15 protein-coding genes, 1 tRNA gene and 2 pseudogenes are annotated in these 26,849 nt (G+C 47.2%); 12 read left to right on the top strand and 6 right to left on the bottom strand.

The annotated features are described in order from the left end of the window. Positions 1 to 105: 105 nt before the first annotated feature. The 10 genes and pseudogenes from gatB to E5S67_RS34680 all read left to right on the top strand — a co-directional run bounded on the left by gatB (position 106) and on the right by E5S67_RS34680 (position 13,218). Positions 106 to 1,608, top strand: coding sequence for an Asp-tRNA(Asn)/Glu-tRNA(Gln) amidotransferase subunit GatB (gatB, locus tag E5S67_RS09820; RefSeq protein ID WP_172186852.1), 1,503 nt, complete (start codon positions 106 to 108; stop codon positions 1,606 to 1,608). Between the two features lie 1,721 nt (positions 1,609 to 3,329). After that, positions 3,330 to 4,553: pseudogene (locus E5S67_RS34690) on the top strand (GAF domain-containing protein); the annotation flags it as partial. A 15-nt stretch (positions 4,554 to 4,568) separates the two neighbouring features. Continuing rightward, positions 4,569 to 4,670: pseudogene (locus E5S67_RS34685) on the top strand (DNA-binding response regulator); the annotation flags it as partial. A 6-nt stretch (positions 4,671 to 4,676) separates the two neighbouring features. Continuing rightward, positions 4,677 to 8,333, top strand: coding sequence for a PAS domain S-box protein (locus E5S67_RS09815; RefSeq protein WP_422614736.1), 3,657 nt, complete (start codon positions 4,677 to 4,679; stop codon positions 8,331 to 8,333). Between the two features lie 245 nt (positions 8,334 to 8,578). Beyond that, complete coding sequence (locus E5S67_RS09810) at positions 8,579 to 9,745, top strand: pentapeptide repeat-containing protein (protein ID WP_172186851.1); 1,167 nt, start codon at positions 8,579 to 8,581, stop codon at positions 9,743 to 9,745. A gap of 39 nt (positions 9,746 to 9,784) precedes the next feature. After that, entirely contained in the window at positions 9,785 to 10,372 is a 588-nt protein-coding gene (locus E5S67_RS09805) for a Uma2 family endonuclease (protein WP_172186850.1), read from the top strand. A 213-nt stretch (positions 10,373 to 10,585) separates the two neighbouring features. Then, positions 10,586 to 11,224 (top strand): Uma2 family endonuclease, encoded by a 639-nt coding sequence (locus E5S67_RS09800; protein ID WP_172186849.1) that lies wholly within the window; start codon positions 10,586 to 10,588, stop codon positions 11,222 to 11,224. A 122-nt stretch (positions 11,225 to 11,346) separates the two neighbouring features. Then, positions 11,347 to 12,558 carry a pentapeptide repeat-containing protein gene (locus E5S67_RS09795; protein WP_172186848.1) on the top strand — a complete coding sequence of 404 codons (1,212 nt, stop codon included), beginning with the start codon at positions 11,347 to 11,349 and terminating at the stop codon, positions 12,556 to 12,558. A gap of 187 nt (positions 12,559 to 12,745) precedes the next feature. Beyond that, positions 12,746 to 12,949 (top strand): hypothetical protein, encoded by a 204-nt coding sequence (locus tag E5S67_RS09790; RefSeq protein ID WP_172186847.1) that lies wholly within the window; start codon positions 12,746 to 12,748, stop codon positions 12,947 to 12,949. Between the two features lie 137 nt (positions 12,950 to 13,086). After that, the gene (locus tag E5S67_RS34680; RefSeq protein ID WP_216670338.1) at positions 13,087 to 13,218 is read left to right on the top strand and encodes a type II toxin-antitoxin system RelE family toxin; all 132 of its coding nucleotides are present in this window, start codon (positions 13,087 to 13,089) and stop codon (positions 13,216 to 13,218) included. Positions 13,219 to 13,351: 133 nt separating this feature from the next. On the opposite strand, the gene dpdE is transcribed toward E5S67_RS34680, so the two are convergent. From dpdE to E5S67_RS09755, 6 genes are all read right to left on the bottom strand, one after another. After that, positions 13,352 to 16,687 (bottom strand): protein DpdE, encoded by a 3,336-nt coding sequence (dpdE, locus tag E5S67_RS09780; protein WP_172186846.1) that lies wholly within the window; start codon positions 16,685 to 16,687, stop codon positions 13,352 to 13,354. A 197-nt stretch (positions 16,688 to 16,884) separates the two neighbouring features. Then, a complete protein-coding gene (locus tag E5S67_RS09775; protein WP_246276707.1) occupies positions 16,885 to 17,706 on the bottom strand; it encodes a glutathione S-transferase in 822 nt (273 codons plus the stop codon). 51 nt (positions 17,707 to 17,757) lie between these two features. Beyond that, positions 17,758 to 18,705, bottom strand: a complete 948-nt coding sequence (trhO, locus tag E5S67_RS09770) for an oxygen-dependent tRNA uridine(34) hydroxylase TrhO (protein ID WP_172186845.1) — start codon at positions 18,703 to 18,705, stop codon at positions 17,758 to 17,760. Positions 18,706 to 18,759: 54 nt separating this feature from the next. Continuing rightward, positions 18,760 to 18,831: transfer RNA gene (locus tag E5S67_RS09765), tRNA-Gly, on the bottom strand. A 139-nt stretch (positions 18,832 to 18,970) separates the two neighbouring features. Further along, a complete protein-coding gene (locus tag E5S67_RS09760; RefSeq protein WP_172186844.1) occupies positions 18,971 to 22,111 on the bottom strand; it encodes an efflux RND transporter permease subunit in 3,141 nt (1,046 codons plus the stop codon). 133 nt (positions 22,112 to 22,244) lie between these two features. Beyond that, positions 22,245 to 24,041: an efflux RND transporter periplasmic adaptor subunit gene (locus tag E5S67_RS09755; RefSeq protein ID WP_172186843.1), complete on the bottom strand. Its 1,797-nt coding sequence runs from the start codon at positions 24,039 to 24,041 to the stop codon at positions 22,245 to 22,247. 409 nt (positions 24,042 to 24,450) lie between these two features. Here E5S67_RS09755 and E5S67_RS09750 point away from each other — a divergent pair, with 409 nt between their 5' ends. After that, entirely contained in the window at positions 24,451 to 25,584 is a 1,134-nt protein-coding gene (locus tag E5S67_RS09750; protein WP_172186842.1) for an AI-2E family transporter, read from the top strand. Between the two features lie 153 nt (positions 25,585 to 25,737). Continuing rightward, entirely contained in the window at positions 25,738 to 26,805 is a 1,068-nt protein-coding gene (locus tag E5S67_RS09745) for an ABC transporter permease (protein WP_172186841.1), read from the top strand. The last annotated feature ends 44 nt before the right edge of the window (positions 26,806 to 26,849 follow it).

Below are 26,849 nucleotides of genomic sequence, written 5' to 3'. Positions count from 1 at the left end.
TGTTGAGACTAATGAAACCGCCCCTAACTACAAATAATCTCCAATCGGTTTGGTAAATAAAAAGCTAAAATAAAATCTAAAGTTATTCAGTCTTTTAAGTCGCTTATGACTGCTGCTGCACCCTCTTCGATAAAAAACCAAACTCAGTACGAAGCCATTATCGGTCTCGAAACTCATTGTCAATTGAGTACGAATACTAAAATTTTCTCCAGTTCTTCTACAGAATTTGGCAATGCCCCAAATACTAACATTGACCCAATTTGTATGGGAATGCCTGGAGTGTTGCCAGTATTAAATCAAAAAGTGCTGGAGTATGCGGTGAAAGCAGGGCTGGCTCTCAACTGCGAAATCGCACCTTACAGTAAGTTTGACCGCAAGCAATATTTCTATCCCGATTTGCCGAAAAATTATCAAATTTCTCAGTTCGATTTGCCGATCGCTACTAACGGTTGGCTAGAAATTGAACTGGTGGACGAGACGGGAAATTCTACTAGAAAAAAAATCGGGATCACTCGCTTGCACATGGAGGAAGATGCCGGAAAATTGGTTCACGGCGGCAGCGATCGGCTGAGCGGTTCAACTTATTCAATGGTGGATTACAACCGCGCCGGTGTGCCTCTAATCGAAATTGTTTCGGAACCGGATTTGCGCTCGGGCGCGGAAGCTGCCGAATACGGTCAAGAATTGCGCCGGATCGTGCGCTACATCGGTGTTGGCGACGGGAATATGCAAGAAGGTTCGCTCCGCTGCGACGTGAATATTTCGGTGCGCCCCGTTGGCAGAAAAGAGTTCGGCACGAAGGTGGAAATTAAAAATATGAACTCTTTTAATGCGATCGAACGGGCGATCGATTACGAGATCGAGCGGCAAATTCAAGCTGTGGAAAATGGCGAAACCATCGTCCAAGAAACGCGGCTTTGGGATGAAAACAAGCAGTGTACTTTCAGTATGCGGATTAAGGAAGGTGCCAGCGATTACCGGTATTTCCCGGAACCGGATTTGCCTCCGATCGAAGTTTCGACCCAGCAATTGCAGGATTGGAAAGCTCAACTGCCGGAATTGCCGGCCCAAAAGCGCCATCGCTACGAAACTGAGCTCGCTCTTTCTCCCTACGACGCGCGGGTGCTGACTGACGACAAAGCCGTGGCGGAGTATTTTGAAAAATCGATCGCCGCCGGTGCTGTGGCTAAACAAGCTGCTAATTGGGTGATGGGCGATATTACTGCTTATCTGAAAAATGAAAAACTGGCGATCGCAGAAATTCCTTTCCAACCGCAGGATTTAGCCGAACTGCTGGCGCTAATTGATGCCGGCACGATCAGCGGCAAAATCGCTAAAGATATTTTGCCGGAGTTGCTGGCCAACGGCGGTTCTCCTCAGAAGTTCGTAGAGAGCAAGGGTTTGATTCAAATTTCGGATACAGGGGCGATCGATCGGGCGATCGATGCAGTGTTGGCGGCCAATCCCAAGGAGCTCGAACAGTACCGAGCCGGCAAAACTAAGCTGCTGGGCTTTTTTGTCGGCAAGGTGATGAAGGAAACGGGCGGCCGCGCCGATCCCAAATTGACCAATGAGCTGCTCGTGGCGAAGCTTAACGGCCCAGGCTAAGCGATCCTTAAGGGGGTCTTGTAGCGGATACAGCGGCGCGCGATCGGTTTTCCTCGATCCCGCCGCCCTCTCGCCTTTGGCGCTGTATGATAACTTTATAATTTAATCTACATTTCTTTACCTGATTTTTACATTTAGGGGTTTCACCCCTCATCCCGCTTGTGTTATATTGTGTTATGTAGATGCACCCTGATGGCAGAGAGAGTTACTTAGGTAGCTCTCTCTTTTTTTGTCTTTTTTTTTCTCGGGCACGGGTGTAAAAATAAGGATGCGGGACCGCAAGAGGGACACGTCCCTAACAGGTGTAAGTTTTTTTACAACGGATGAAGTCGCCTCCCAGGGCGAACATCAAGGTTAGAGTGGATAGAAACGTTTCCACCTCAACCTCTATTAGACATCTCCAATAATTCCCAACCTATTTCGCTAAAGCACTTCCGACACCAATAGATGAGTTAAAGGCACTTGGCAAAACTCAGCTAGAAATATTTTTGGCAAGTTACACCCCAATATTCGACAAGTCAGTATGTGAAACGAGCAACTTTCTGCTGTCAGGTGATGAGTTTAATAAATATAAATGGCGGACACATCTGCAAGACAATTACAGGATTAGCGCTAGAAACGCCAATAGGGTTATATCAGCAGCTAAGGACGCTGTTGACAGTGGCGCGTCAGGTCGGATTTTACACATCAAAACCTTAGAAGGCAAACCCAAATCTTGTACATATTAGCTGAACAAAGCCGAAAGTCAACTGAAAAAGGCTCGGAAATTTTATGCGGTCAAAAGTTTGCTTAGTAGTAAAAAGGTTGCAGTTGCGTGTTCCCTCGATCGTGTTCTTGGAACTATCGCCCAACCATTTGGCAAAAATTACGATTTCATACCCATAACAAGGTAAATTATACAAATATCAGCAAAAAATAGCAGTTTCAAGATGCGATCCTATTAAAAGTGTCAGTTAGCCCAAATCAAGCATTTGTATTGTACTGTAAAAAGGAGTCATTCGGCTATCAATTATGTCAAGTGATGGCAATAATTTAAGATTCCTAGTTACTGCATCTTTAAATTCTAAATTTGCCAAGGATGTAGTCAAAAATAGGAGGTTCGCCCGCCATATTAACGATTATCACTATTAGCTACTACTGACAAACACCTAATTTTTTATGATCAGTTTAATTTGCAACTCAAGAAATAACAACTAAAAAAACGAGGCACAAAATATCCTCCGATGCTTGCTATTTTGGTTTATTATCTGTTTTTAAAATTGTTAAACTCTATTCTCGATCATCCTAAGATTTAAATGCTCACAGTAAATCCGGCTTAGAATAGTATTATTGGTTTGGTTAAATACCTTAAAGCGTAGGGCTTGGCAAGTGATGAAGCAGCGGGTTTGGTGATTGCTCGTCGAGGTATGAGATTGTCTGGAAAAATAGCAGGCTCCTTAACCGCCTTTGTTGAGGTGAACTCAACACAGCACGTTTGGAACCTGTGGAATCAAGTGAATAATAAAATCAAGCATTCGGCTATGGTGGTAACAAATAGACATACTTACTATTCACTCTCTAACTGGGATTTCCTAGCAAACCCTGAGCGCAGTCGAAGGGAAGCGCAAGCATTAGCGAAGAATGCTTAAGAAACTTAGACAGCCTAGTTTTTCCGGGTTTGTCTGGATCTTTTGAAGCTGAGGCACTGCAAACCAAATATTTTTAGACAGGAATAAAAAAAAATGAGGGTCAATCGATCGGAGGAAATTCCTCAAGAGCTTTTTGCGGGTGGTGGCGAGATGGGGGCGCTGATCCGATCGCACGATTGGTCGCTTTCCCCCCTGGGCGCTGTCGAGAAATGGTCCCAGAGCTTAAAAACCGCAATGGGGATTGTCTTGGGTTCCCGCTACCCCATGTTCATCTGGTGGGGACACCAAATGATTAACCTCTACAACGACGCTTACATCCCTATCCTGGGTAAGCGTCATCCTGCGGCATTAGGTGAATCTGCGTTTAATCTCTGGGGAGACGTTTGGGAGGTCGTTGGATCTCAAGCTGAAGCCGTCTTAAATGAAGGCAAATCGTCATGGAATAAAGAAGCTTTGCTGATTGTGGAGCGAAACGGGTATCCAGAGGAGACCTACTTCACCTTCTCCTACAGTCCTGTTCCCGGCGATGATGGCACACCAGGCGGTGTGTTTGGCGCTGTCAGCGAAGAAACTGAGAGGGTGTTGAACGATCGCCGCTTGAGGACGCTGCGTGAATTAGGCACAGAAACAATCACGGCCAAGACGGTAGAAGCCGCCTGCCTTGTTTCCGCCACGGCATTGACCTCTAACGCCTGTGACATCCCGTTTGCGCTGCTGTATCTCCTCGATGCCGATCGCACTCAAGCACGACTTGCAAGCACAACAAGGTTAGCCGCCGGAACCACCGCCAGCCCAGAGGCGATCTATCTGACAACCGCTGAAACGTCCCAGGGGTGGCAACTGACGCAAGTCGTGGAGACCGGTGAAAGCAAGATTGTTGAGGATTTAGAGGCGCGATTTGGACTTTTACCGGGCGGCGAATGGTCCCAATCTCCCCATCAAGCGGTCATTCTACCACTGGCCCGATCGGGAGAAACGTTCGGGTTCTTGATTGCCGGAGTGAGTCCATTCAGAGTGTTTGATGATGATTACAAAGGCTTTTTTGACTCGATCGCAGGGCAGGTGACAACAGCCATCTCCAATGCCCGCACTTATGAACAAGAGCGGAAACGACTTGAAGCACTGGCAGAGATCGATCGGGCCAAAACGGTTTTCTTCAGTAACGTCAGCGATGAATTTCGGACTCCCCTCACCCTGATATTGGGTTCAACTGAGGAGGCTCTCACCGATCGAAACGTGCCGCTACCGGCTGCGCATCGAGAACGGATGGAGGTAGTGCAGCGCAACGGGCAACGGTTGCTGAAGCTGGTGAACGCGCTACTCGATTTCTGGGGCCTTGAAGCTGGAGCCGACGACTACTTGACTAAGCCGTTTTCTGACCGTGAATTGTTAGCACGAGTGGAAACAAATGTCGAGCTGGCGCAACTGCGACGGGAAGCAATGCAGCAGGAACAGGTGCTGCAGCCAGAAGCAGAAACAGCTCACCAGCAGGTTGAAAGCATTCTCTCTAGCATCAGTGATGGTTTCTTTGCTCTCGATCGCAACTGGCACTACACCTACGTCAACGATCGCTTGTGCGAAATTGTTTTTAAGCAGCGAGAAGAACTGCTCGGTTATAACCATTGGGACTTGTTTCCCAATACCGTTGACACCGATGTTTACCTTCAATTCCATCGGGCGATGAGCGAACAAACGCCCATCCAGTTTGAGTATCTTTATCTGCCCTGGAATCGCTGGTTTGAGTACCGGGTTTACCCCTCGGCCGATGGGCTGACCATTTTTGCAACTGACATTACCGATCGCAAGCAGGCGGAACTCGTGCTGGTCGAGCAGAAGAGACTGCTGGAATTGACCGCCTCAGGACGCCCGCTGGACGAATGTCTCTCATCCCTGTGTGCCTCCGTGTCCAAGCTAAATCCGCGCACGCGAGCCTGCATCCTGGTAGCCGATGCCGAGCGACTGACGTTTCCCTACTCCATCACCCCTGGTTTTGAGCCGTCATTCGCTCAAGGACTCAAGGATGCCCCGATTAATGAGCTTGCCATCGGTACGTGCGGCGAGGCAGTGTATTCCGGCACACCTGTCACCTGTGCCGACATCGCCAACGACGATCGCTGGTCGCAAGGATGGCGAGACTTATGCGTGGCTCACGGCGTGCTGGCGTGTCATTCTGCCCCCATAAAAGGCACAGACAACGTGCCCCTTGGTTCTCTGATGCTGTGCTTCGACGAGGCGCGGATGCCGACTGATTTGGAGTACCGACTGTCCGACTTCGCCACCCAAGTCGGCACCATCGTATTCGATCGCGATCGATCGAGCCTTGCCTTGCGCGAATCCGAAGCGCGTCTGCGTCGGGCGATCGCGATCGAAACGGTCGGGGTCATTTTCTTCCAAACCGACGGTACTATCACCGAAACCAACGATGCTTTCCTCCGCATGAGCGGCTACAGCCGTGAGGATACTGAGCAAGGATTGGTGCGCTGGGACACAATGACACCGCCGGAGTGGATGCCCCATTCCCTGATAGCAGTCGAGGAGTTTGAAGCAACCGGGCGCACGACTCCTTATGAAAAGGAATACATCCGCAAAGACGGCTCGCGCTGGTGGGCATTGTTCGCTGCGACGCAGTTCAATGAAGCAGAGGGCGTGGAATTTATCATTGACATTACCGATCGCAAACAAGCAGAAGTTGAACTGCGCGAGACTGAAGTTCGCTTTCGGCAAATGGCAGATACCGCTCCTGTTCTGATCTGGATGTCTGGAACTGATAAACTCTGTAATTACTTTAATCAGCCGTGGCTAGACTTTACTGGACGGACGATGCAGCAAGAAATGGGTAATGGTTGGTTAGAAGGAGTCCATCCCGATGATTGCCAACATTGCTTAGATACTTATGTCACTGCGTTTGATGCTCGGCAACAGTTTCAGATGGAGTATCGCCTCAGACGCTTTGATGGAGTCCACCGTTGGTTTCTAGACACAGGAGTCCCCCGGTTTACATTAGAAGGCGATTTCCTGGGCTACATCGGTTCCTGTATTGACATCACCGATCGCTTCCAAGCAGAAGTCGCATTGCGCCAGAGTGAATCCCGCCTCCGTCTGATGATTGAGAGTGCAAAAGATTACGCCATATTCACTCTCGATCTCAATGGCACGATTGCTACTTGGAATTCGGGCGCCCAAAGGCTTTTGGGCTACACAGACGCAGAGGCGATCGGCTGCCACGGTAGCATCATGTTCACGCCCGAAGACAAGGAACAGGGACGAGCAGAGAAGGAGAGGGAAATTGCTCTGACCCAGGGACAAGTAGAGAACGAACGCTGGCATTTGCGGAAAGACGGCAGCCGCTTTTGGGCGAGCGGTTTAATGATGCCGTTACAGGATGAAACGGGCAACACGCAAGGATTTGTTAATATCTTGCAGGACAAGACCGCGCAGCGACAGGCAAACCAACGGCTACACCTGCTGTATGAAATGACCAGTGATTTGCTTGCCACCGAACAACCCTTAGCGCTGATGAACACCTTGTTTAGCAAGCTCTCAGCCCAGCTAGACCTGCATTGTTACTACAACTTCTTAGTTGAGGAGAAAGACAATCGGCAAAAGCTGCATCTGAGCAACTTTAGCGGGATTTCTGAGGAAGTGGCAGCAATGATGGAATGGATCGACTTCGGTCAACACATCTGTGGACTGGTTGCCCGCGATCGGCGGCAAATTGTTGTCGATCGAGAGCAACTTGCCACTAATCCTCATGCTCAAATTATCCGCTCAATGGGTATTACCGCTTATGCCGCTCAACCGCTGATTGCTCGGGGACGGTTATTGGGGACGCTCTCGTTCGGCAGTCTGACCCGGACTTGCTTTACTTCAGAAGAAATTGATCTGCTGCAAGTAACCTGCGATCAGGTAGCGATCGCTCTGGAACGGGTCAACCTGACAACTTCTTTACAGCAGCAAGCAGAGCAGTTGCTCCAAGCCAACCGTATCAAAGACGAGTTTCTGGCTGTACTGTCCCACGAGCTGCGATCGCCCCTCAATCCCATTTTGGGGTGGTCAAAGCTCCTACAAGTTCGCAAGTTCGACGAAGCGAAGACGGCACAAGCCCTCGCCACGATTGAACGGAACGCCAAGTTGCAATCGGAATTGATTGAAGACTTGCTCGATGTCTCCCGGATTTTGCAAGGGAAGCTCAGCCTGAATCCCACTTCGATCAATTTGGCATCGACTATAACAACGGCGCTCGAAACAGTGCGGCTGGCGGCCGGGGCCAAATCTATTGCGGTAGAGGTCAGCCTGGATTCCAACGTGGGTGCTGTGTCAGGCGATCCAACCCGCTTGCAGCAAGTGGTGTGGAATCTGCTTTCCAATGCTGTTAAATTTACCCCCGCAGGCGGTCGGGTTGAGGTGCGATTAGAGCAAGTGGGCAATCAAGCTCAAATCACCATCAGCGACAACGGCAAGGGCATTCCTCAAGAGTTTCAGCCACACGTTTTTGACTACTTCCGCCAAGCCGATAGTGCCACGACGCGGAAGTTTGGGGGATTGGGATTAGGATTGGCGATCGTTCGTTACCTAGTTGAGCTACATGGCGGAACGGTTCAGGCAGACAGCCCTGGTGAAGATCTAGGAGCCACATTTACCGTCAGACTGCCGCTGATGCCAATTGAGCCAGGCGTCAACGATCGGGAGCAATGCTCTGAGGCATCCCTCAATTTGAAAGGCGTTCAAGTTTTAGTGGTCGATGATGATACCGATACACGGGAGTTTCTGGTTTTTCTGTTGCAGCAGGCTCAGGCAAGCGTCATCTGGGCCAACTCAGCAGGCGAAGCTTTGGCGGCGTTAATGGAATTTAAGCCAGACGTGCTGCTGAGCGATATTGGGATGCCAGATATGGATGGCTATATGTTGCTGCGCCAAGTGAGAGCTTTACCACCAGAGCAAGGTGGGCAAATTCCCGCGATCGCCTTAACTGCCTATGCGGGGGATGTTAATCAGCAGCAAGCGCTTGCTGCTGGGTTCCAAAGGCATATTGCCAAGCCCGTTGAACCGGATGAACTAATTGGGGCGATCGTTAATCTGATTAGACGGACTGAATAGGACTGAAACGCCAGTCAGCCGACCTTCTCTGCTATGGGTTACGTCCTTCTAGGGAAAGTGTTTACTGCGCTCACACTCAATAGGAGGAGTTTTCTACCGATAACTCTTAACTCCTCCTAGCAGTAAAAAACCTACATCTGTCAGGGGAGGCGGGAGAGGAGGCCACCGAGCGAGCGATTACCGATTAACAATTACCGCTTTGAGTCGATTAATATCAACTTTAGTTATTAACTAATTGTGACAGTATGAGCGAACAAGCTAGCGAGCTAATCAAGCAAGGGATTTCGCAATATCAGGCACGCCAATTTGAGGCGGCGCTGGATTCTTGGCAGGAAGCGCTGGGGCTGTATCGCTCAATGGACGATAAGCGGCGATCGGGTGCGGCGCTGGGAAATATGGGCGTAGCTTACGAAGCGCTGGGAAATTATGCTCAGGCGATCGACTGCTACGAGCAGCATTTGGTGTTAGCGCGGGAAATTGGCGATCGCCGGGGTGAGGCGAATGCTTTGGGAAATCTGGGCAATGCTTGCTGTGCTCTGGAGGATTTTTCTAGTGCTATTGATTACCAGCAACAGCGTTTGGCGATCGCGCGGGAAAGTGGCGACGGGCGCTCTGAGCTGGAAACTTTGGGCAATTTGGCGCTAGCTTGCGATGCTAATGGAGATTTGCCTGGTGCGATCGAATGTTATCACCAGCAGTTGTCGATCGCGCGCGCCAGCAAGGACGATCGCAGTGAGCGCAATGCTCTCAAGAATTTGAAGCTCGGTTACAAGTATTTAGCAGATTACGAGAAGGCTAACCAGTACCGGCAGCAGCAATTGGCGATCGTCCGGGAACTGTTTTTTACTGATAAAAATAAGAATTTTGTACACCTTGCAGAAACAGTTGGTTTGAATCTGGTTGAGGATTTTGCCGGGGCTAATTTAAGCGGTTTTGACTTGCACTACGCTGATTTTAACGGTGCAGATTTGCGCGAAACAAATTTCCAGGGCGCAGATTTGACCTTGGCGGATCTCAGCGGTGCTTTGCTGAGCGCTGCTATTTTAATTGATGCTAATTTGTGCAATGCTAATTTGCGGGATGCTGAACTCAGCAGCGCTAATTTAAGCGGTGCTGATTTGCGAACCAAGCTGCCCCGGGCAAATTTGAGCCGTGCTAATTTAACTGGCGCAAATTTGAGCAGTGGTTATTTACCGAATGCTATTTTGGTAGATGCAAATTTGACTGAAGCTAATTTAAAAAATGCTGATTTGAGCGGTGTAGATTTGAGCGGGGCGATTTTAAAGGGGGCTGATTTGAGCCGCGCTGATTTAAAAAATGTGGTGGTTAAAAATGCGAACTTTTCTGGTTGTCTGGGAATTTCGGAAGCCGTGAAGGTTGAATTGACCGCACGGGGTGGGATTTTTGAGTAGCATTGGAAATGTTGGTAATTGTAGAGGGTAAGAAAAGCTATGACTGCCGTAACTGCAAAACGGTTCTCGATCGCCGAATATCACCGTTTGGGAGAACTGGGATTTTTCGCCCCCGATGAGCGAGTTGAATTGATTCGCGGATCACTTATCCTCAAGGCTACTACAGGTAAGCTGCACTCTGTTTGTAACAGTCTTTTAGTTGAGGAGTTAATCATTTTACTGGCAAGACGCGCTCGCGTGCGCGCACAAGAGCCAATTATTTTGTCTGATGATAGCGAACCAGAGCCTGATGTTGTTATTGCCCGCAATCGAGCCAATCGTTATTTATCTTCTCACCCTGAGCCTGCTGATATTTTGTTGGTAATTGAGGTTTCGGATTATACGTTGAAGTACGATCGCACAACCAAGTTGTCTCTCTATGCTGAGACTGGTATTTCTAATTACTGGATATTTAATTTGGTTGATTATCAACTGGAAATGTACAGCGAACCTTATCAGAAACAAAACGGTAGTTTTAGTTATCAATTGCAACGAGTTGTGTTGCCAAATCAGACGGTAGTAATTCCGGGTTTTCCCGAGTTATCTCTGGATTTGTCGGAGGTATTTCCGGCACAGATTGGTGAGTAAAAAATCTGACTCGATCGCACATATTTTCACTCAGTAATTAGATAGCGATCGAGCTTTTCTCGATGATATAATGTAAAAGTGCGATGGCTACGCCCCGGCTTGCGCCTACGCACGAAGCATAAAACTAGCACTATCATCCAAAACAATTTGGTTTGTGGCCCCGGATTTATCCGGGGAGAAATCTAAAATCTAAAATCTAAAATCTAAAATCAGATGACCGCTCAAACTCTCGCCCCCCCGGAACAAATTGTCCAGCTATCGGGTATCAGTTGGCAAACCTACGAAACTTTGCTTGCCGAAATCGGCGATAGGCAAATTCGACTGACATATAATCGCGGCAATCTTGAAATTATGGTACCCTCCCCAGAACACGAACGTTTCAAAGAAGTATTCGGTCGATTTGTTGAAACCTTAGCGGAAGAATTAGATGTGAGAATTGAACCTCTTGGTTCCACAACTTTCAAGCGTCCTGAACTTAGCGGTGTCGAACCAGATAAATGTTTTTACATCCAGAATATTAGTGCAGTTAAAGGCAAAAAAAGAATCGACCTGACTCAAGATCCGCCGCCGGATTTAGTGTTGGAAATTGATATTACCAGCCGTTCGGAAAATAGCTTGCACGTGTATGCGGATCTGGGAGTGCCGGAAGTTTGGATTTATAATGGATCGCGACTTAGAATCAACAGATTTGAAAATGGAGAATACGTTGAGGGCGAGATCAGTTTAGCATTTCCCAGCTTACCGATATTAGAGATTGTCAGATTTTTGGAACAAGCAGAAACAATGGACTATTTGGAATTAGTCAAAGCATTTCGGAATTGGGTAAAAAGCCAAATTCAGCAAAACCCATGAAGGGCAGATAAACAAAATTTCCAGTTTCAATGGATAAAAAAATGCTGTAGTGTGATAAATTAAAAATTAGGCAGTCCTCAAAATCTCCATCACAGTCTGGCAAAGCCAGCACATCTACCGATATGCGATCGCTAGAGTCTCACAACAAATACCCAGATTGCTTGTGGATGCAATTAGAAGCAATTCCAGTTCCATCGGTTGCAGCCCAAACCCAGCAGTTCGACATTCACTTGAGCCTGAATTTTAACGAGCATTGGGAACCCCTGCTAGGTGGTCGCGTCAAATTTGGTCTGCAAGGCGGGACACTCAATCTTTATCTAGAAAATTGCGAAATTCCCGTAGCATCGCGTCAGTTAGTCGGTTCTTTCAAGCTTTTGCCAATAGAAGAAACCCTGCCGATTAAAAATAGTGCAGAAATTTTAGTGAGCGAAAATCAGCAGGGAGTTCAGGGCGGCGAAAATCCGCAAAAAAGCAAGGAAACAGAGAGCATATTTTGTCAAGTTTCCACAATAAGCAATGATACAACGCCAGCTTGGATTTTTGCAGTAGAACAGGGGAAATCAGTATTAAAAGGTTTGCTAAAAAGTGCTAAGCTAGGAGAAGTAGCTGCTAAAGAATTTCGGATGGCAGCGGCTTTTGAAGTGGCTAAAGAAGATATTTATCTCACAGATGCGGAGGGTTTATGGCCGCACGATATCACGCCCAACCAACATTCAGTTTTAGAAAGAATCCTGACTGTATATTTGCAAGCAAATAAACTCCAACCAGCTCTCAGTTGGGCGCTATTTTCCTACAATTTGCCTCCGGTTGAACCGCGCGAAGTGGAAATTGTCCCGGAAGCTGAATCGGAATTGCAGGAAATGGTCGATCGCGTTATCTCCGCTGAAACAGACAACTTTGTGGAGTTGGCAAAAATTGCCAATCTCAATCCAGCACTGGATTTCGCGGGTAGCAGCTTGCGCGGAACGACTTTAAGTGCAGTGGATTTTAGCAGCGCAAATCTCGATCGGGCAAATTTCCGGGGTGCAAACTTAAGCGATGCCGATTTCAGCGACGCCAACCTGCAAAATGCCAAATTCGGCGGTGCAGATTTGAGTGGCGCTTTCTTAGGAAATGCTGATTTAAGCGGCGCAGATTTGCACAAAGCAAGTTTGGCTTTAGCTAACCTCAGCGGTGCCAATTTGAGCGGCGCAAATCTGCTGGAAGTGAACTTAACAAATACTAATTTCAGCGGTGCGAATGTCGAGGCAGCCAGATTTGGGAACAATTCAGGCATGGATGAGGAGATGCAGGTGAATTTACAGCAGCGAGGCGCAATTTTTGAGGAAGTTTAGTCCCTAAGTGCGAGATCCTTTTCATCCATCTGCGTCCATCCCCGTTTATCCGCCTGCATCTGCGGTTCAAAAAAAGCGTGAAGCGAAGCTATCTCGAAGGGACTCGACCATCATCAAACCTTGTAAAAAAAATCGCTGTTAAAATAGAACCATCATTCCCTCCCAACTCATCTCAACATAAAAGTATATGAAGATAGAAGATTATCCACTTGCCAAAAAGTTAATATTAGATGCCGAAGGCAACATTAGTCAAGTCATTCTAGATTATACCGACTATCAGTATTTCCTAGAAGCTATCGAAGATAGAGGACTTCTGTTGGCTATGCGCGAAGTTAAAAATGAAAAGCCGTTAAATTTACGGCAAGCACTTGCAGAACTGGAAACAGAATGAAAGTAGAATATCTGCCCAGTTTTGTGAAGGATTTAAAAGCTCTTAAAAGTATGCCTGTTTTTTAGCAAATCAAGGAGTTTGCTTTTGGGGAAATTCCCAATGTTAATGATTTACAGACAATAGTTAACTTAAAAAAATTGAAAGGCGATGATAATGCGTATCGGTTTCGGGTTGGCGACTATCGAATAGGTTTTTATTTTGATGGCGAAACAGTTACTTTTGCAAGAGTTCTTCACCGGAAAGATATTTATCGATACTTTCCACCCTAAAGCTGTTTTCACTCTTAAAGTTTGATTAAATAAAAAGCGATCGCCCTTTTATCCATATCCGTCCATCGTGGCACGGGCGTCTCGCCTGTGCTTCCGAATCGGGTCAAAAAGAGCGATCGCCCTCCCAAACAAATTATCCTTCATCCTCCGACTTTACAGGAGCACGCCCAGAAATCACAATAAATCCCACAGACTCAAGAGTCATGTGCGGGCGGCGAATACCAGCTAAAACCGCTTGACTCAACAAACTTTCCGTACTGATTTCATCAGCCAAAACCGATTCTAAAGCTTGTTCGGATTTAGAAAGTCGATTCAAGCGCAATTGCAATTGATTTACCCGGTTTTCGAGTTGGATTGCAGCACTGACAGCAGATTTCTCGCACATTTCCACAAAAGCCGATCGCCCGCGCAGCAATTCCTCCGATACCAACCGTCCCTTTTGACAAAAATCATCCCATTCTAGGGGATCGACAAAACTGTCAATAAGCGACGTGCGATTTTTCGACAAATTATAATCCCGGTTCGGCCCGCCTTTCCCCTTATAAGCCCGCTGCAAAATCGCCAGAAGTTCCGCATCCTCCACCAGAGACATTTGTTCGCTGCGAGCATCTACAAACACAGTTTCAAAAGTTGGGAGAAACAGAGCATCAGCGCGGCGCTGCAAAGCTTTCAAGTTGTAATTTTCGATATTTTGTGCTTGCAAAACTTGCTCGGCCGGCTGCACATCAGTCTGGATTGAATAATTAAACTGGAAGCCGAACCACTCCTTCCCGGGCTCCGCATCCCAACTTTCATCATGGCGCCACATGGCAAAAGCTTGACCCCGATCGTCCCAGCGAATATAAGAGCCAAGTGCATCGATCAATCCCTCACCAATGCGGTAAAGAGCGACATCCGCATTCTGATGAGCAATGCGGCGGTTGTAACTACCATATTGCTGGCAATAAGGAATCAATCTGGTTGTCAAATCGTTTGAGGGAATCAACGTTTTTTGAGTAGGTTGATAGCGCAGCAGCCCCGATATACTCGGATGTTCGATTTGTTTGAAGTGGAGAGCTTGACACAACCAACCTTCAGTCGCCCGCTGCATTTCTTTATGCTTAGCATCGCAGTTGTCGAGAGATTCAAAATACTGAGATGCACTGTCATCAAGAGTATCAATTTCATCGAGAACGTACTGTTCGTCAATTTTGATTTTCTCTTGCTCAATTTCAGTTTTAATCGCTTCAATTTCGCTGGATAAGCCCTTGCCTCCCTCAGCAAACAACTTTTCTTCAAGTTTGAGAATTTTTTCCTCAGCATAAAACTGAAGGCTGGCAATAGATTTGTTGAAGATATCAAACCCATCTTTTAAAACTTGAAACCAAGCTTCGTGGGGACTCTCTGGCAAATCCGGGCCTGCAAACAAACAAAATTGCACTCCCATTTTGCTACCAATGCGATCGACTCTGCCGAGTCTTTGTTCTAACTGGTTGGGAAACCACGGCAAATCGAAGTGAATTAACCAATCTGTCAATTGCAGGTTTACCCCTATTTCCGCCGATCGATCGCACACTAAGATAAAACAATGCGGCTCAGTCTTAAACCGCTTGAGACTAGCCTCAACATCATCAGCCGATTTGCTCGTGTCATGGCTGGCGATCGCATTTTTACCAAAGATTTTCGCTAAATTTTCCGCAATCTCTTTGCAAGTTGCCGTAAAACTGGTAAAAATCACAATTTTCGGGAAACGCTCGCCGGGAATCGGCCGTTTAATTTGCTGTTGAATTCTCGACAGCAAATCGCGAGGATTGCTGTGATACTCGCGCGGAACCTTCAAAGCAACTGCGAGAAATCGGAGAATCGCGATTCGTAACAAACTCAGTCGATCGAGCCCTTCCTGGGGCTTTTCCAGCGTGTTGAGCAAGGTTTCCAGCATTTCCCTTTCTTCGGGAAACAGCGCAGTTTTGGTCAAAATTGCCGTGTCATTTTGTCCAAATTCGCGATCGAGTTCTGGAGTCGATTTTTTCTGCAAGCGAGCTTTGACAACCCGTTCTAAAACATTCAGCCAAGTACCAGAAGCGCGGAAAAACACCAGAAAAATTCTCTGATATTCGCTCGACTTGGGAGCGACCGTGCGCCATTTATCGAGTACGGTTTGAATTTCCGACCACTGTTCATCATTCAGATCGTACTCCGTTTTGGGGACAGCATCTCGATCGAAAATCACATCTTCAACCGCATCCCGGCGGTTGCGAAGGATGCGGCGATGCAGGCGGTAGGTATCGCTAACATGAGTGCGAATAGTTCGGACAAGGCGAGCCTGTTCTGCGGTTGCTTCAGTTTTCAAACAACTTTCTAACTCAGTAGCTAATCCGATTAAATAATCATCTTTTGCAAAAAGAGTGCGGAGTTGAGCGAGTTTTGTTTGCAAAACAGCAGGCTTGGCATTTTCTCGGAAATCTAGCAAAGCGCGACCGATTTCCTGACGATTTTGCACCTGTTCTTTGAAATTTTCCAGATCGTCAAGACGGTAAGTTGTCGGGTCTAGCAAGTGCAGCATCGTTAGAAAATCTTGCTCGCGGCCGAGAACTGGCGTTGCAGATAATAACAATAAATTTTTGCTTTTGTGAGCGAGTTTTTGACAAAGTTCAAAGGACTGCTGCTGAGCGCGATCGCTCGAATGTGCCATTGCCGCCACATCATGCGCTTCATCAACAATCAGAAAATCTAGGTTAGCATTGCGGCTAATTTGATTGATTTCGCTAACAGCAACAAGCTGCACTCGGTCAGCAAAATGAGACAAATAGAATTTATTTTCCAACTCCTGCCGCCACTGTTCGAGCAAGTATTTCGGAACCAGAACCACAGCGCGTCCGTTGGGTTCATCTAGCAGAAATTGCCGGAGAATTGTCCCGGCTTCTACTGTTTTTCCCAGTCCTGGTTCGTCTGCCAATAAATAGCGCACGATTGGGTCTTCTAGGACGCGCCGGACGACTTCAACTTGGTGCGGATAGAGGTCTATGTTAGCAGAAATTAAACCAGTCATGCCGCGGCTGACGGCCCGCTGTTCGATCGCAGATTGGACGAATGCCAATCGGCGATCGTGAAAATACGGCGTTTCTTGGCCTTTGACTGCTAAAATGTCGATCGGATCGGCGATCGGGATATTGCAGCGAACGTAAAGTTCGGTTTCGACAGCTTGCAAACTTTGGCTGTCGGGGAGGTCAATTTCGTACTCTAATTTATCTTCATCCCAGTCATAAACTCGCCCAATTATCCATCTTTCCTGAGTGGTACTCCAGAGGTAGCAGCGGGTTTGGCGCTGAAGTCTAGCTTCTTGCAGCAAACCCAATGGCACAGTTTTGCGGATGCGGTTTTTAACTGAGCAAAAATATTCAACTACGGCATCAGTACGCGATACCTCGACAACTTTTCCGACTCCCAAATCGTTTCTGGGCGATCGAACTAACGAACCAACATCAATCATAGTTTTAGCCTGATAACATTTACTAGAATACAGCAAATCCTTTCACGTTTAAAAAATTAGCAAAAGGCGATTTTTGCCTGCGTCACTTTTCTAGTCAAATGACAGTAAATCTAGTATTCTCAAAACAATAAGTTTAGCATGGTAAATAACATTTTGGGAAGTTAATAAATATGCTGGCAGCGAATAAGAATAAGTAATTACGAGGAAGGAAAAATAACGCCTGCATTACCGGATTCCCATTTCGGATATTTCTGCATAACACTGCTATAAATTTCCGACTCTGTAAACCCGGCTAACCAAGCTTGTAGCTGCGGCCAAGGCTGTTCGTTGAACCAAACTCGATCGGTATGAGCGAATTGACGAACAAAAGGTGCGATCGCCATATCGGCTAATGCTACATTGTTACCAAACAAATATTTAGTAGCGCTTAACTTGGCATTTAGTTTTTCCAGGAATAAAGAACCTTCATAGCGATGTACTTGAGCATCAACATCTGCATAGCGATCGGGGTACTTATAACGATCAAGATGATATTTAAATCTATCATCAAATACAGCGATTAGTTCCAGCATTTCTGTAACAGAACCTTGCTGTGGCATCAACCATTTTTCAGGATCGTGTTGTCTCAATGCCCACAACATGATATCGATACTTTGATCGAGTACGCGCCCGTCAACATCAATCAATATTGGTACTGTACCTTTGGCAGATACTTCCAACATCTCTGGTGGTTTGTCTCGCAAAACAACTTCCCGCAACTCACACACCCGATTGCTAACCATCAAGGCTAAGCGCGCGCGCATAGCATAGGGACAGCGGCGAAAGGAATACAGAATCGGATATGTTGCTAACATATAATTAGTCGATCGCGCGATCGGGTTTTTCGGGCCAGAACCCGGTTTCTTGGTATATTTCTCGTCGCCAAACAAGATTTTTCGTCGAAACCGGGTTTCTTTGAGCTTAGTGCCAATACTACACGAGTCAGAAACCCGATTTCTTTCTATATTTCTCGTCGCCAAACAAGATTTTTCGTAGAAAGCGGGTTTCTTTGAGCTTAGTGAATAATAATATTAGTCGCAGGCCTCATCTACTTTTTCCTTCGCATCGTAGCGCGCGCCTATATGTACTTGGTTGCGACGCTTAGCCAGCTCAATCTGACGTTGACGTTCAGATAAAGCTTGTTTTTTGGTTTCAGTTTTTGAGTCATGACAATGAGGACAACTCACACCAAGTACAAATAATTCAGAAGCCTTATCTTCCGGACTAATCGGGTGACGACAACCGCGACAAAGTTCATAGTTACCCGGCTTTAAGTCCTGACCAACAGAAACCCGTTCATCAAAGACAAAACATTCACCTTCCCAACGACTTTCTGCTTCCGGCACCGTTTCCAAATATTTTAAAATTCCGCCTTCGAGATGATAGACTTCATCAAAACCTTGACTGCGCAAAAAAGCAGTAGATTTCTCGCAGCGAATACCACCCGTGCAAAACATTGCCACCTTGGGTTTATTGCGTAAAGCAGTTTCCCGCAGCACCCATTCAGGTAACTCGGAAAAGCTTTTTGTTTTGGGATTAATAGCGCCTTCAAAAGTACCCATAGATACCTCGAAGTCGTTACGAACATCAACCACGACAACATCGGGATCGTCAAGCAGCTTATTCCACTCATCAGGCTTAACATATTTGCCAGCCATGAGGCGGGGATTAATGTCCGGTACTCCCATCGTGACGATTTCGCGCTTCAATCGTATTTTCAGGCGGTAAAAAGGTGCTTTTTCCGAGAAAGATTCCTTGTGCACCAGATCCGCAAAACGCGGGTCACTGCGCAAGAATGCCAGCACTGCGTGTACGCCCTCGGACGAACCGGCAATAGTGCCATTGATGCCTTCTTGGGCCAGCAAGATAGTGCCTTTGACGTTGTTGTTGTTGCAACAATCGAGTAGCGGTGCTTTCAGCTCGGCAAAATCAGGTAGTTCAACGAACTTATATAAAGCAGCGGTTAAGAAATAAGCCATAGATTGAATTGATAGCACTAATTAATTTTCATAATTCTATGAAAATTCAGTGAAAGCGGACGGTGGGACTCGAACCCACGACGTTCAGCATGGGAAGCTGACATTCTACCACTGAATTACGCCCGCGCTTAGTGTTTTTTACCTGTTTTGACTTTCTTTTGCCTTGGAGGCGTCGCGGTAAAAAACGACTAGAAAAACATTGTACAACTATTTTCTGATTTTGAGTATAACATTTTGACTGTCAATATTGGGCGGCAGCCGATCGCTATTTTCCAATTTTGACTCTACCATTTTGGCTTTCTATGTTGCCTTCGATCGCCCTTCGCCCCCTTTTCTTCCCCCGCATCAGATTAAAAATCCAGATTTGCAAACCGTCCATGTAAGTAAAAACCACCGGAATCACCACCAGAGTCAGCAGCGTAGAAGTCATCAAACCGCCAATTACCGCCATTGCCATCGGGCTGCGAGTTTGCGAACCAGCGCCAATTCCCAGAGCAATTGGCACCATCCCAGCTATCATCGCGATCGTCGTCATCAAAATCGGCCGCAACCGCGCCACTCCCGAATCCAGCGTCGCCTCGTACATCGGCTTGCCTTCCTGCTGATTCATAATCGCGTAATCCACCAGCAAAATCGAATTTTTCGTCACAATTCCCATCAGCAAAACCACGCCAATCAAAGCGTACAGCCCGAGAGACTTTTGTCCCACCAGCAGTCCCAGCAGCGCGCCCCCCAGAGATAAAGGCAAGGCGGCCATAATTGTCACCGGATGCAGGAAATTGGCAAACAGCAGCACCAACACAGCATAAATAAACAGTACCGCCGTTCCCAGAGCCCCCGCAAAACCGCTGAACACATCCTGCATCACCTTCGCATCACCCGAAGATTCCTGTTCCACGCCGGGGGGCAAAGGATTCATTGCAGGCAGTTTCTTCACCGCCACCGAAGCTTCTCCCAAAGTCGTACCCTGCAACAAATTTCCCTCTACAGATACTTGACGGGCTCTGTCGTAGCGATCGATCTGAGAAGGCCCGCTGCCCAAAGCAATATCCGCCACGGCCCTCAACGGCACCAAAGTATTATTTTTCGCCGGTACTTGCAGATTCTTAATCGTTTCGATATCGCTGCGAAACTGCGGCGCCAACATTACATGAATCGGAATTTGTCTGTCAGGCAAATCAAATTTAGCAAGATTCGAGTCAATATCTCCAATCGTTGCCAGAGATGCAGTTCGAGCAATTTGCTGCACCGATACACCCTGATCCGCCGCCCGATTCGGGTCAGGTTTAACCAAAATTTCTGGCTTCACCAAACTCGCGCTAGACTGTACCTCAATCAGTCCCGGAACTTGCCTCATTTGTTGCGTGAGGGCTTCAGCAGTGTTAGTTAAAGCTTCGGCATTTTCGCTTTTTAGGACGATCGACATTTGCTTCCTACCGCCGACACGCCCTTGAGCAAAACTCAACCGCACACCGGGAACATCGCGAAGTTTCGGCCGCATTTCCTCTTCAAATCGCTGTTGTCCGATCCGCTTGTCGGCGGGTTTCAATTTCACGTAAAGACTGGCTGTATTCACCCCGCTAGCGCCCCCGCCGCCGCCAGCACCCCCGGAAACTGTCGGAGCACCTTCAGTCTCCAAAACGCTATCTACGGCTGGATGAGCGAGCAATAATTGAGTTGCTTGCTGCACTGCTGAATCTGTCTGCTGTAAAGTCGAGCCCGGAGGCAATTCAATAGAGACAGTCGAAAGTCCGGTATCATCGCGATCGATAAACCCAGTCGGAATGTAAGGTATTAATTGAACGCTGCCGAAAAACAAAGCTACACCTAAAATTAAGACGATCGCCCGATGCTTCAGCGCCCAAGTCAAAAGCCTGCGGTACTGATAAGAAAGTTGGTCTTTTTTGAGTTCCTGATGGTGTCCTTTCTCCTTAAACAAATAAGCCGCCATCATCGGAGTAACGGTTCGGGCTACTAACAGCGAAAATAACACCGACGCCGAAACCGTCACCCCAAAAGGTCGAAAAAACTGACCGGGAATTCCCGGCATAAAAGCCACCGGCGCAAATACCGCAACAATCGTCATCGTAGTAGCAACAACAGCCAAACCAATTTCAGCCGAAGCATCCAAAGAAGCTTGATAGGGAGTTTTCCCCATCCCGACGTGACGTTCGATATTCTCAATTTCGACGATCGCATCATCTACTAATATTCCCACCACCAGCGACAGCGCCAACAAAGTCATACTGTTGAGGGTGTAGCCCAACAGCCGGAGCACAGCAAAAGTAGGAATTGCCGACAGCGGTAAGGCAACAGAAGCAATTAAAGTTGCGCGCCAATCCCGCAAAAAAATTAAAATAGTTATTACCGCTAAAGCCGCCCCCAAAATTAAAGCATCTACAGAAGCTTCATAAGAATCTCGAATGTGGTCGGCTAAAGTATAAATAAGTTCCAGCTTGACATCAGGCGGCAAAGTTTTTTCCAGTTTCTTAACAGTTTCCCGCACCGCTTCTTCTACTGTTACCAGAGTGCTGCCGGTACTGCGGAGGATGGAAAAAGCCACTACAGGTTTGTTATTGAGCCGTGCCGCCTGACGCGCTTCTGCATAGCCTTCACCAACTTCTCCCAAAGTGGAAAGCGGCACAAAACCGCCTTTAGGCAAGGTAATTTGATAAGCTTTCAACTGTTCGATTGTTTTGGCACTGCCGAGGGTGCGGACTGTTTGCTCGGAATTGCCAATTTCAGTTCTGCCGCCGGGTAAATTGATGTTAAAATTGCGAATTTGGTCGTTAACTTGAGTAGCTGTAATGCCGAGACTTTGCAGTTGTTCGGGGTTTAAATCGACTCGAATATCCCTGTCTCTGCCTCCGATTCGCTGCACTTGAGCTACACCTTTGACAGAGAGGAGGACGCGGCTGATGTTTTGGTCGATTAATTCGCTTAACTGTTCTACGGTTTGGCGATCGGAAACAACCGCGTAAGACATAATTGAACTGCCGGCAAATTCGACTCGCTTGACAACGGGGTCATTAATGTCTTGGGGCAAGCTTTGGCGGATTTGGGCGATCGCATTGCGGACATCGTTAGTAGCGCGATCGCTATTTGTTCCCAATAAAAAGTTAACTGTAGTATTAGAAGAACCATCATTAACTGTAGAGATAATGTGGTCGATATTGCCCAAACCAGCCACAGCATCTTCTACTTTTTTCGTGACTTGAGATTCCAGTTCTGCTGGATCTGCCCCCGGTTGGCTGACGGATATCGAAACTGAAGGCACATCAATATTTGGTGAATCATCAATGCCTAAAAGCGGAAATGATAGTAAACCCCCGATTGTCAGAACTAAGAATAAAACAATCGTGGGGACTGGCTGTTTGATCGACCAAGCCGAAATGTTGAAAGACATAATTTAGAATTGGGAACTCGTACTGAGCTTAGTCGAAGTATTAGGAATTGGTTATCTGCGTTCGTCGGCGTTTATCTGCTTTCATCTGCGGTAAAACAAACAAAAAAATCTAACAATAACCCATAACCAATAACTATTTAACAACCTTAACCCGATCGCCATCCTTCAGATAACCAGCCCCAGCAATAACCACTCGATCGCCCGCCTTCAAACCCTTTTTAACCTCCACCTTAGCAGCAGTCAAATCGCCTACAGCACCCCCGGAAATTTCCCCAACTTCCACTGGTTGAGCCTGTACCTTGTCCTCGCCGACAAGTTTGTAAACAATAGAACTGCCGTCAGATTGTGGCAAAATAGCTTTAGCGGGGACTTTCAAACCTTGAGCCGTTGCCGTCGAAAGGGATGCGCGCAAAAACATTCCCGATCGCAAAAACGCGCTTGCCGGCAAATCAATCTTCACCGTAGCTTGCCGATTTTGCGGGTCAACAAGCGGCGAAATATCTCGCACAGTTCCTGACAACTTAATCCGCTTGTCAGAGTCAGAAGTAATCTGCACCGCTGTTCCCGGTCGCACTTGCGCAACCTGAGTTTCCGGCACTTTCAATTGTAGTTCCAGCTTGTTTCCCCGAATAATTGAAAAGAGTTTTTGACTCCCCGAAGAAACATCCCCAACTCGACCAATTCTTTCAGCCACAGTGCCGCTATCCGGTGCTCGCACTATAGTTTGTTCGAGTTGAGTTTGTAACTGTTTGACTCGCGCATCATTGCTGCGGACAGTTGCTGCGTTATTTCCGACATTTGCTCTGGCACTGCTGACACTCGCTCCGGCCGTATTCACTTTAGCGCGAGCGCTGCTGAGGGCGGCTCTCGCCGTACTGATATTAGCTTCACCAGTAGCTACTTTAGCAATAGCCGATCGCACTTCTTCCGCTGCTTTATTCTGTTCTTCCAAAGCTGTATTCAAGTCAGCTTTAGTTTTGTTCAAGTCTTGAACGGCCGTGTCTCGCTCCGTCTTGCGCTGTTCTAAATCTTGCTGGCTAATTACTCCCTGAGTCGCCAAATTTTGGCTGCGATTTACTTCTCTTTGAGCTTGAGCTAATTTAGCCTGGGCGGAAGCAATTCCCGCTCTAGCTTGAGTGACACCGGCTTTAGCTTGCTCCACACCGGCCCTGGCCTGGCCGACGCCTGTTTGGGCTTGCGCTGCGTCAGCGATGGCTTTTTCAACGCCAGCTTGAGCTTGAGCGACGCCGGCTTGGGCTTCTTGTTGGGCTGACTGAGCTTGCTGCACCTGAGCTTCGGCTTGTTCTACCGTAGAATTAGCCGATTGTACTCCCGCAAGCGCTTCGGCAATTTGCGATCGCAGCACCGAATCGTCCAAAACCGCCATCGTCTGACCTTTTTCTACCGCATCTCCCTCCGCCACCAACACCTGCTTGATTTGCAAACCGTTAGCCTGTGGCAGCACCGGCAGCAAGTCGTAGGCCACCACGGTGCCCGTCGCTTCCAGAGTTTCACCCACCTCGGCAGATTCCACAGGCGCCACTGTCACAGTCTGAGCCGTAGCCTGCTGATTTGCCGGTGGAATTGGAGCTGCGGGACGCGCGCTCTGCTTGCCCCCACCAGTCAACTGTACTGCTAGCAGCGTTGCAGCCACGCCAATGCCTGCGCCAGCCAACATGGTAGGCCACCTGAGTCCTTTGCTGGGCGAGGCTTCTGGCTCTTCAGGCTCCAAAACTTCAGATTCTTCCGCCTCCATTTCTGGAGGTTCTAGGGCAACTTCTCGTTCATCTTCCTCAGGAGAAAATTCCCAGCGAGAGCGGTCTGAGAGTCCACTTTCAGGTATGTCCACTGCTGAGTTGTTGTCGCGTCCGCTCTGCACGGGGGGAATGGGTTTCTTTTCTTCCGCTTCTGAAAAAACTTGATTGGTCACGGTAATTCCTCTCGCCGCTATTAGCCTGTGGTTTTTTTATTGTAAAGAAAGATTGCGGTTTTTATATCTGATTCATTTTAACGAAGGGCCTGAGCAGTTGCGCGTCCTCCTTTTGGGTGAGTGTAGCGCCATTTCACCTTACAATGTCGAATTGAGCCTTTGTACGATCGACATTTAATTCGATCGGGCTCCCGGGCATACTGAGATATTAGGGTGATTTTGCAGCGTGGGGTCGATCGGACTCGCATTGTCTGTCCCGGAGCGGTTTTGCCATCACCAACCGATTAATGCTGAGAGAATTCAGTCTAATCTTGAACTGATTATTGCTAATCTATACTCTAATGTGTTTATTGTAGAATACGGCACATCGGCTAAAAAAGTTGTGCCAGTTTATTTAAAAAAAATCAAAATGAATAGTCTCTTTTCTCCCCTCCAACAGTTTCTAATTACTTGGCTGCTAGTGCTAGTGACGGGATGGTTTACCCTGACTGCTGTCAGTTATGTTGGGGAACTCGTCAGCATTTTAGTAACAGCGGGACTCATCGCATTTTTATTAAATTATGCAGTAAAAAGACTGCAAGTATTTTTGCCTCGGGGAGTAGCTGCGGGGCTGGTTTATTTAACTGCGGGTGTGATAGTAGTAGTGATCGGTTTAACTATTGTGCCGCCGGTGTTCAGCCAAGCGAGGCAGTTGGGGGTAAGGTTCCCGGAATTGCTGGAGTCGGGGCGGCTGCAGCTAGGTGAATTTCAAGCCTGGAGTGCCGAGCGCAATTTACCGTTTGACGTGCAAATATTGGAGCAGCAACTGTCAGCTAGAGTCCAGGGACAAGTACAGGCGATCGCCGGTACGGGTTTAGGCTTAGTTGTAGGTACTTTTAACTGGTTTTTGGACTTAATTTTTATTGTGGTGATTTCCTTTTATATGCTCCTAGACGGGAAAAGAGTGTGGCAGGGTTTGACCAGCATTTTTTCCCCAGACATTCGCTATGTTTTAACAGAAACTTTGGAGCGAAACCTCCAGCGATTTGTATCGGGACAGTTATTGCTGGGACTATTTATGGCAATCTCGCTAACTCTGGCTTTTTGGTGGCTGCAAGTTCCGTTTTTTCTCTTGTTTGCCGTCTTTATAGGATTGACGGAAATAATTCCGTTCATCGGAGCAACGCTGGGGATTGGCACTGTTAGTATAATTGTAGCGTTTATTGATTGGTGGCTGGCGCTGCAAGTCTTGGTAGTGGCGATCGGTCTCCAGCAAATCAAGGATAATTTAGTAGCGCCCCGAATCATGGGCAATCTCACCGGATTGAGCCCGGTAATTATTTTCACAGCTTTGCTGTTAGGAGGTAGAGTGGGAGGGTTGTTAGGAGTTATCCTGGCAATTCCGCTAACAGGGGTAGTAAAAAGTATAGTAGAAATTGTACTCAATCCCAAATTGCCACCGCAAACAGGCTCGTTTTTCTACAATCCTTTTAGCGGCGAGGAATTGGGTAAAATATCCGAAGATGAAAGTAGAATAATTTTGGTTTCAGATGAACAAAAATAGTCTAATTTTTGTAGTAAGTAATTCAGTCCTGAAAACTTGTCTAAGTCAGAAATTAACTTTTGGCTGCTGAGTCCATTAAGCAAAGGCTAAAGTCTTTACTAAGAACTTTAGTCTTTATTACTAACCCACTTAAAATCTCAAACCTAAAAACTTATGAATTGGTGGCAAAATCTTAGAAAAAATCCTCTAGCTCGGTTGGGAGCAGTGCTGCTGTTAATTTTTTATACAGTCGCACTTTTTGCCGAATTTGTAGCACCTTACGACCCCTACGACTCTCAATTAAACGGTTCATTGCTGCCGCCGACTCAAATTTATTTAACCACGCGAGACGGGCAATTTATAGGGCCCCACGTTTATCCCACTACTCAAGGGCCGGTGGATGCGAATACGGGCGATCGCGAGGTAATTGTAGACTGGCAAAAACCCTCTGGTGTAGGTTTGTTTGTCAAAGGTTCTCCGTATAAGTTTTTAGGAGTTTTGCCATTAGACAGGCACTTGTTTGGTACTACAGGAGAAGGCCAAATTAACATTTTAGGAACGGACGAACAAGCTCGCGATCAATTCAGTCGCTTAGTACAGGGCAGCAGAATTAGCCTCTGCATCGGTTTAGTAGGAATAGCAATTTCTTTTCCCTTGGGATTGTTAATCGGAGGGATCTCGGGTTATTTCGGCAGTTGGATTGACAGTATTTTAATGCGCTTCGCCGAAGTATTGATGACGATTCCCGGTCTTTATTTATTAGTAGCGCTAGCAGCAGTGCTGCCTCCGGGATTGACAAGCGCTCAGCGATTTATATTGATTGTGCTGATTACTTCATTTATTAGTTGGGCGAGTTTAGCGCGGGTAATTCGCGGCCAGGTACTGTCAATTAAACAGCTAGAATTCGTGCAAGCGGCGCGGGCAATGGGCGCCAATCCAATTTATATTATTGTCCGCCACGTGTTGCCACAAACGGCAACTTACGTAATTATTTCTGCCACTTTGTCGGTTCCTGGTTTTATTGTGGCGGAGTCGGTTTTGAGTTTAATTGGGTTGGGAATTCAACAGCCAGATCCTTCTTGGGGAAATTTGCTATCCCTGTCTACTAATGCTTCCATTTTAGTGTTGCAGCCTTGGTTGGTTTGGCCTCCGGCAATACTGATTATTTTGACTGTTTTGGCGTTTAATTTATTGGGGGATGGGTTGCGCGATGCTCTCGATCCGAGAAGCATTCAAAGGTAATTTGGAGTTCGTAATTTCTCGTTCCCAGGCACAGCCTGGGCAGC

It is taken from the genome of Microcoleus asticus IPMA8, assembly GCF_013179805.1.
In the GTDB taxonomy this organism is placed as follows: domain Bacteria; phylum Cyanobacteriota; class Cyanobacteriia; order Cyanobacteriales; family Microcoleaceae; genus Microcoleus; species Microcoleus asticus.
The sequence above is the reverse complement of the archived record's forward strand: the minus strand, read 5'-3'. Positions and strand labels throughout refer to the sequence as shown.

Excerpts from the sequence above, each read along its gene's own strand:
- E5S67_RS09805 (WP_172186850.1), top strand. The coding sequence starts at position 9,785 with ATGACTGCCGTAACTGCAAAACGGTTCTCGATCGCCGAATATCACCGT.
- E5S67_RS09745 (WP_172186841.1), top strand. The coding sequence starts at position 25,738 with ATGAATTGGTGGCAAAATCTTAGAAAAAATCCTCTAGCTCGGTTGGGA.
- E5S67_RS09810 (WP_172186851.1), top strand. The coding sequence starts at position 8,579 with ATGAGCGAACAAGCTAGCGAGCTAATCAAGCAAGGGATTTCGCAATAT.
- E5S67_RS09790 (WP_172186847.1), top strand. The coding sequence starts at position 12,746 with ATGAAGATAGAAGATTATCCACTTGCCAAAAAGTTAATATTAGATGCC.
- dpdE (WP_172186846.1), bottom strand. The coding sequence starts at position 16,687 with ATGATTGATGTTGGTTCGTTAGTTCGATCGCCCAGAAACGATTTGGGA.
- E5S67_RS09795 (WP_172186848.1), top strand. The coding sequence starts at position 11,347 with ATGCGATCGCTAGAGTCTCACAACAAATACCCAGATTGCTTGTGGATG.
- trhO (WP_172186845.1), bottom strand. The coding sequence starts at position 18,705 with ATGGCTTATTTCTTAACCGCTGCTTTATATAAGTTCGTTGAACTACCT.
- E5S67_RS09760 (WP_172186844.1), bottom strand. The coding sequence starts at position 22,111 with ATGTCTTTCAACATTTCGGCTTGGTCGATCAAACAGCCAGTCCCCACG.
- E5S67_RS09815 (WP_422614736.1), top strand. The coding sequence starts at position 4,677 with ATGCAGCAGGAACAGGTGCTGCAGCCAGAAGCAGAAACAGCTCACCAG.
- gatB (WP_172186852.1), top strand. The coding sequence starts at position 106 with ATGACTGCTGCTGCACCCTCTTCGATAAAAAACCAAACTCAGTACGAA.
- E5S67_RS09750 (WP_172186842.1), top strand. The coding sequence starts at position 24,451 with ATGAATAGTCTCTTTTCTCCCCTCCAACAGTTTCTAATTACTTGGCTG.
- E5S67_RS09800 (WP_172186849.1), top strand. The coding sequence starts at position 10,586 with ATGACCGCTCAAACTCTCGCCCCCCCGGAACAAATTGTCCAGCTATCG.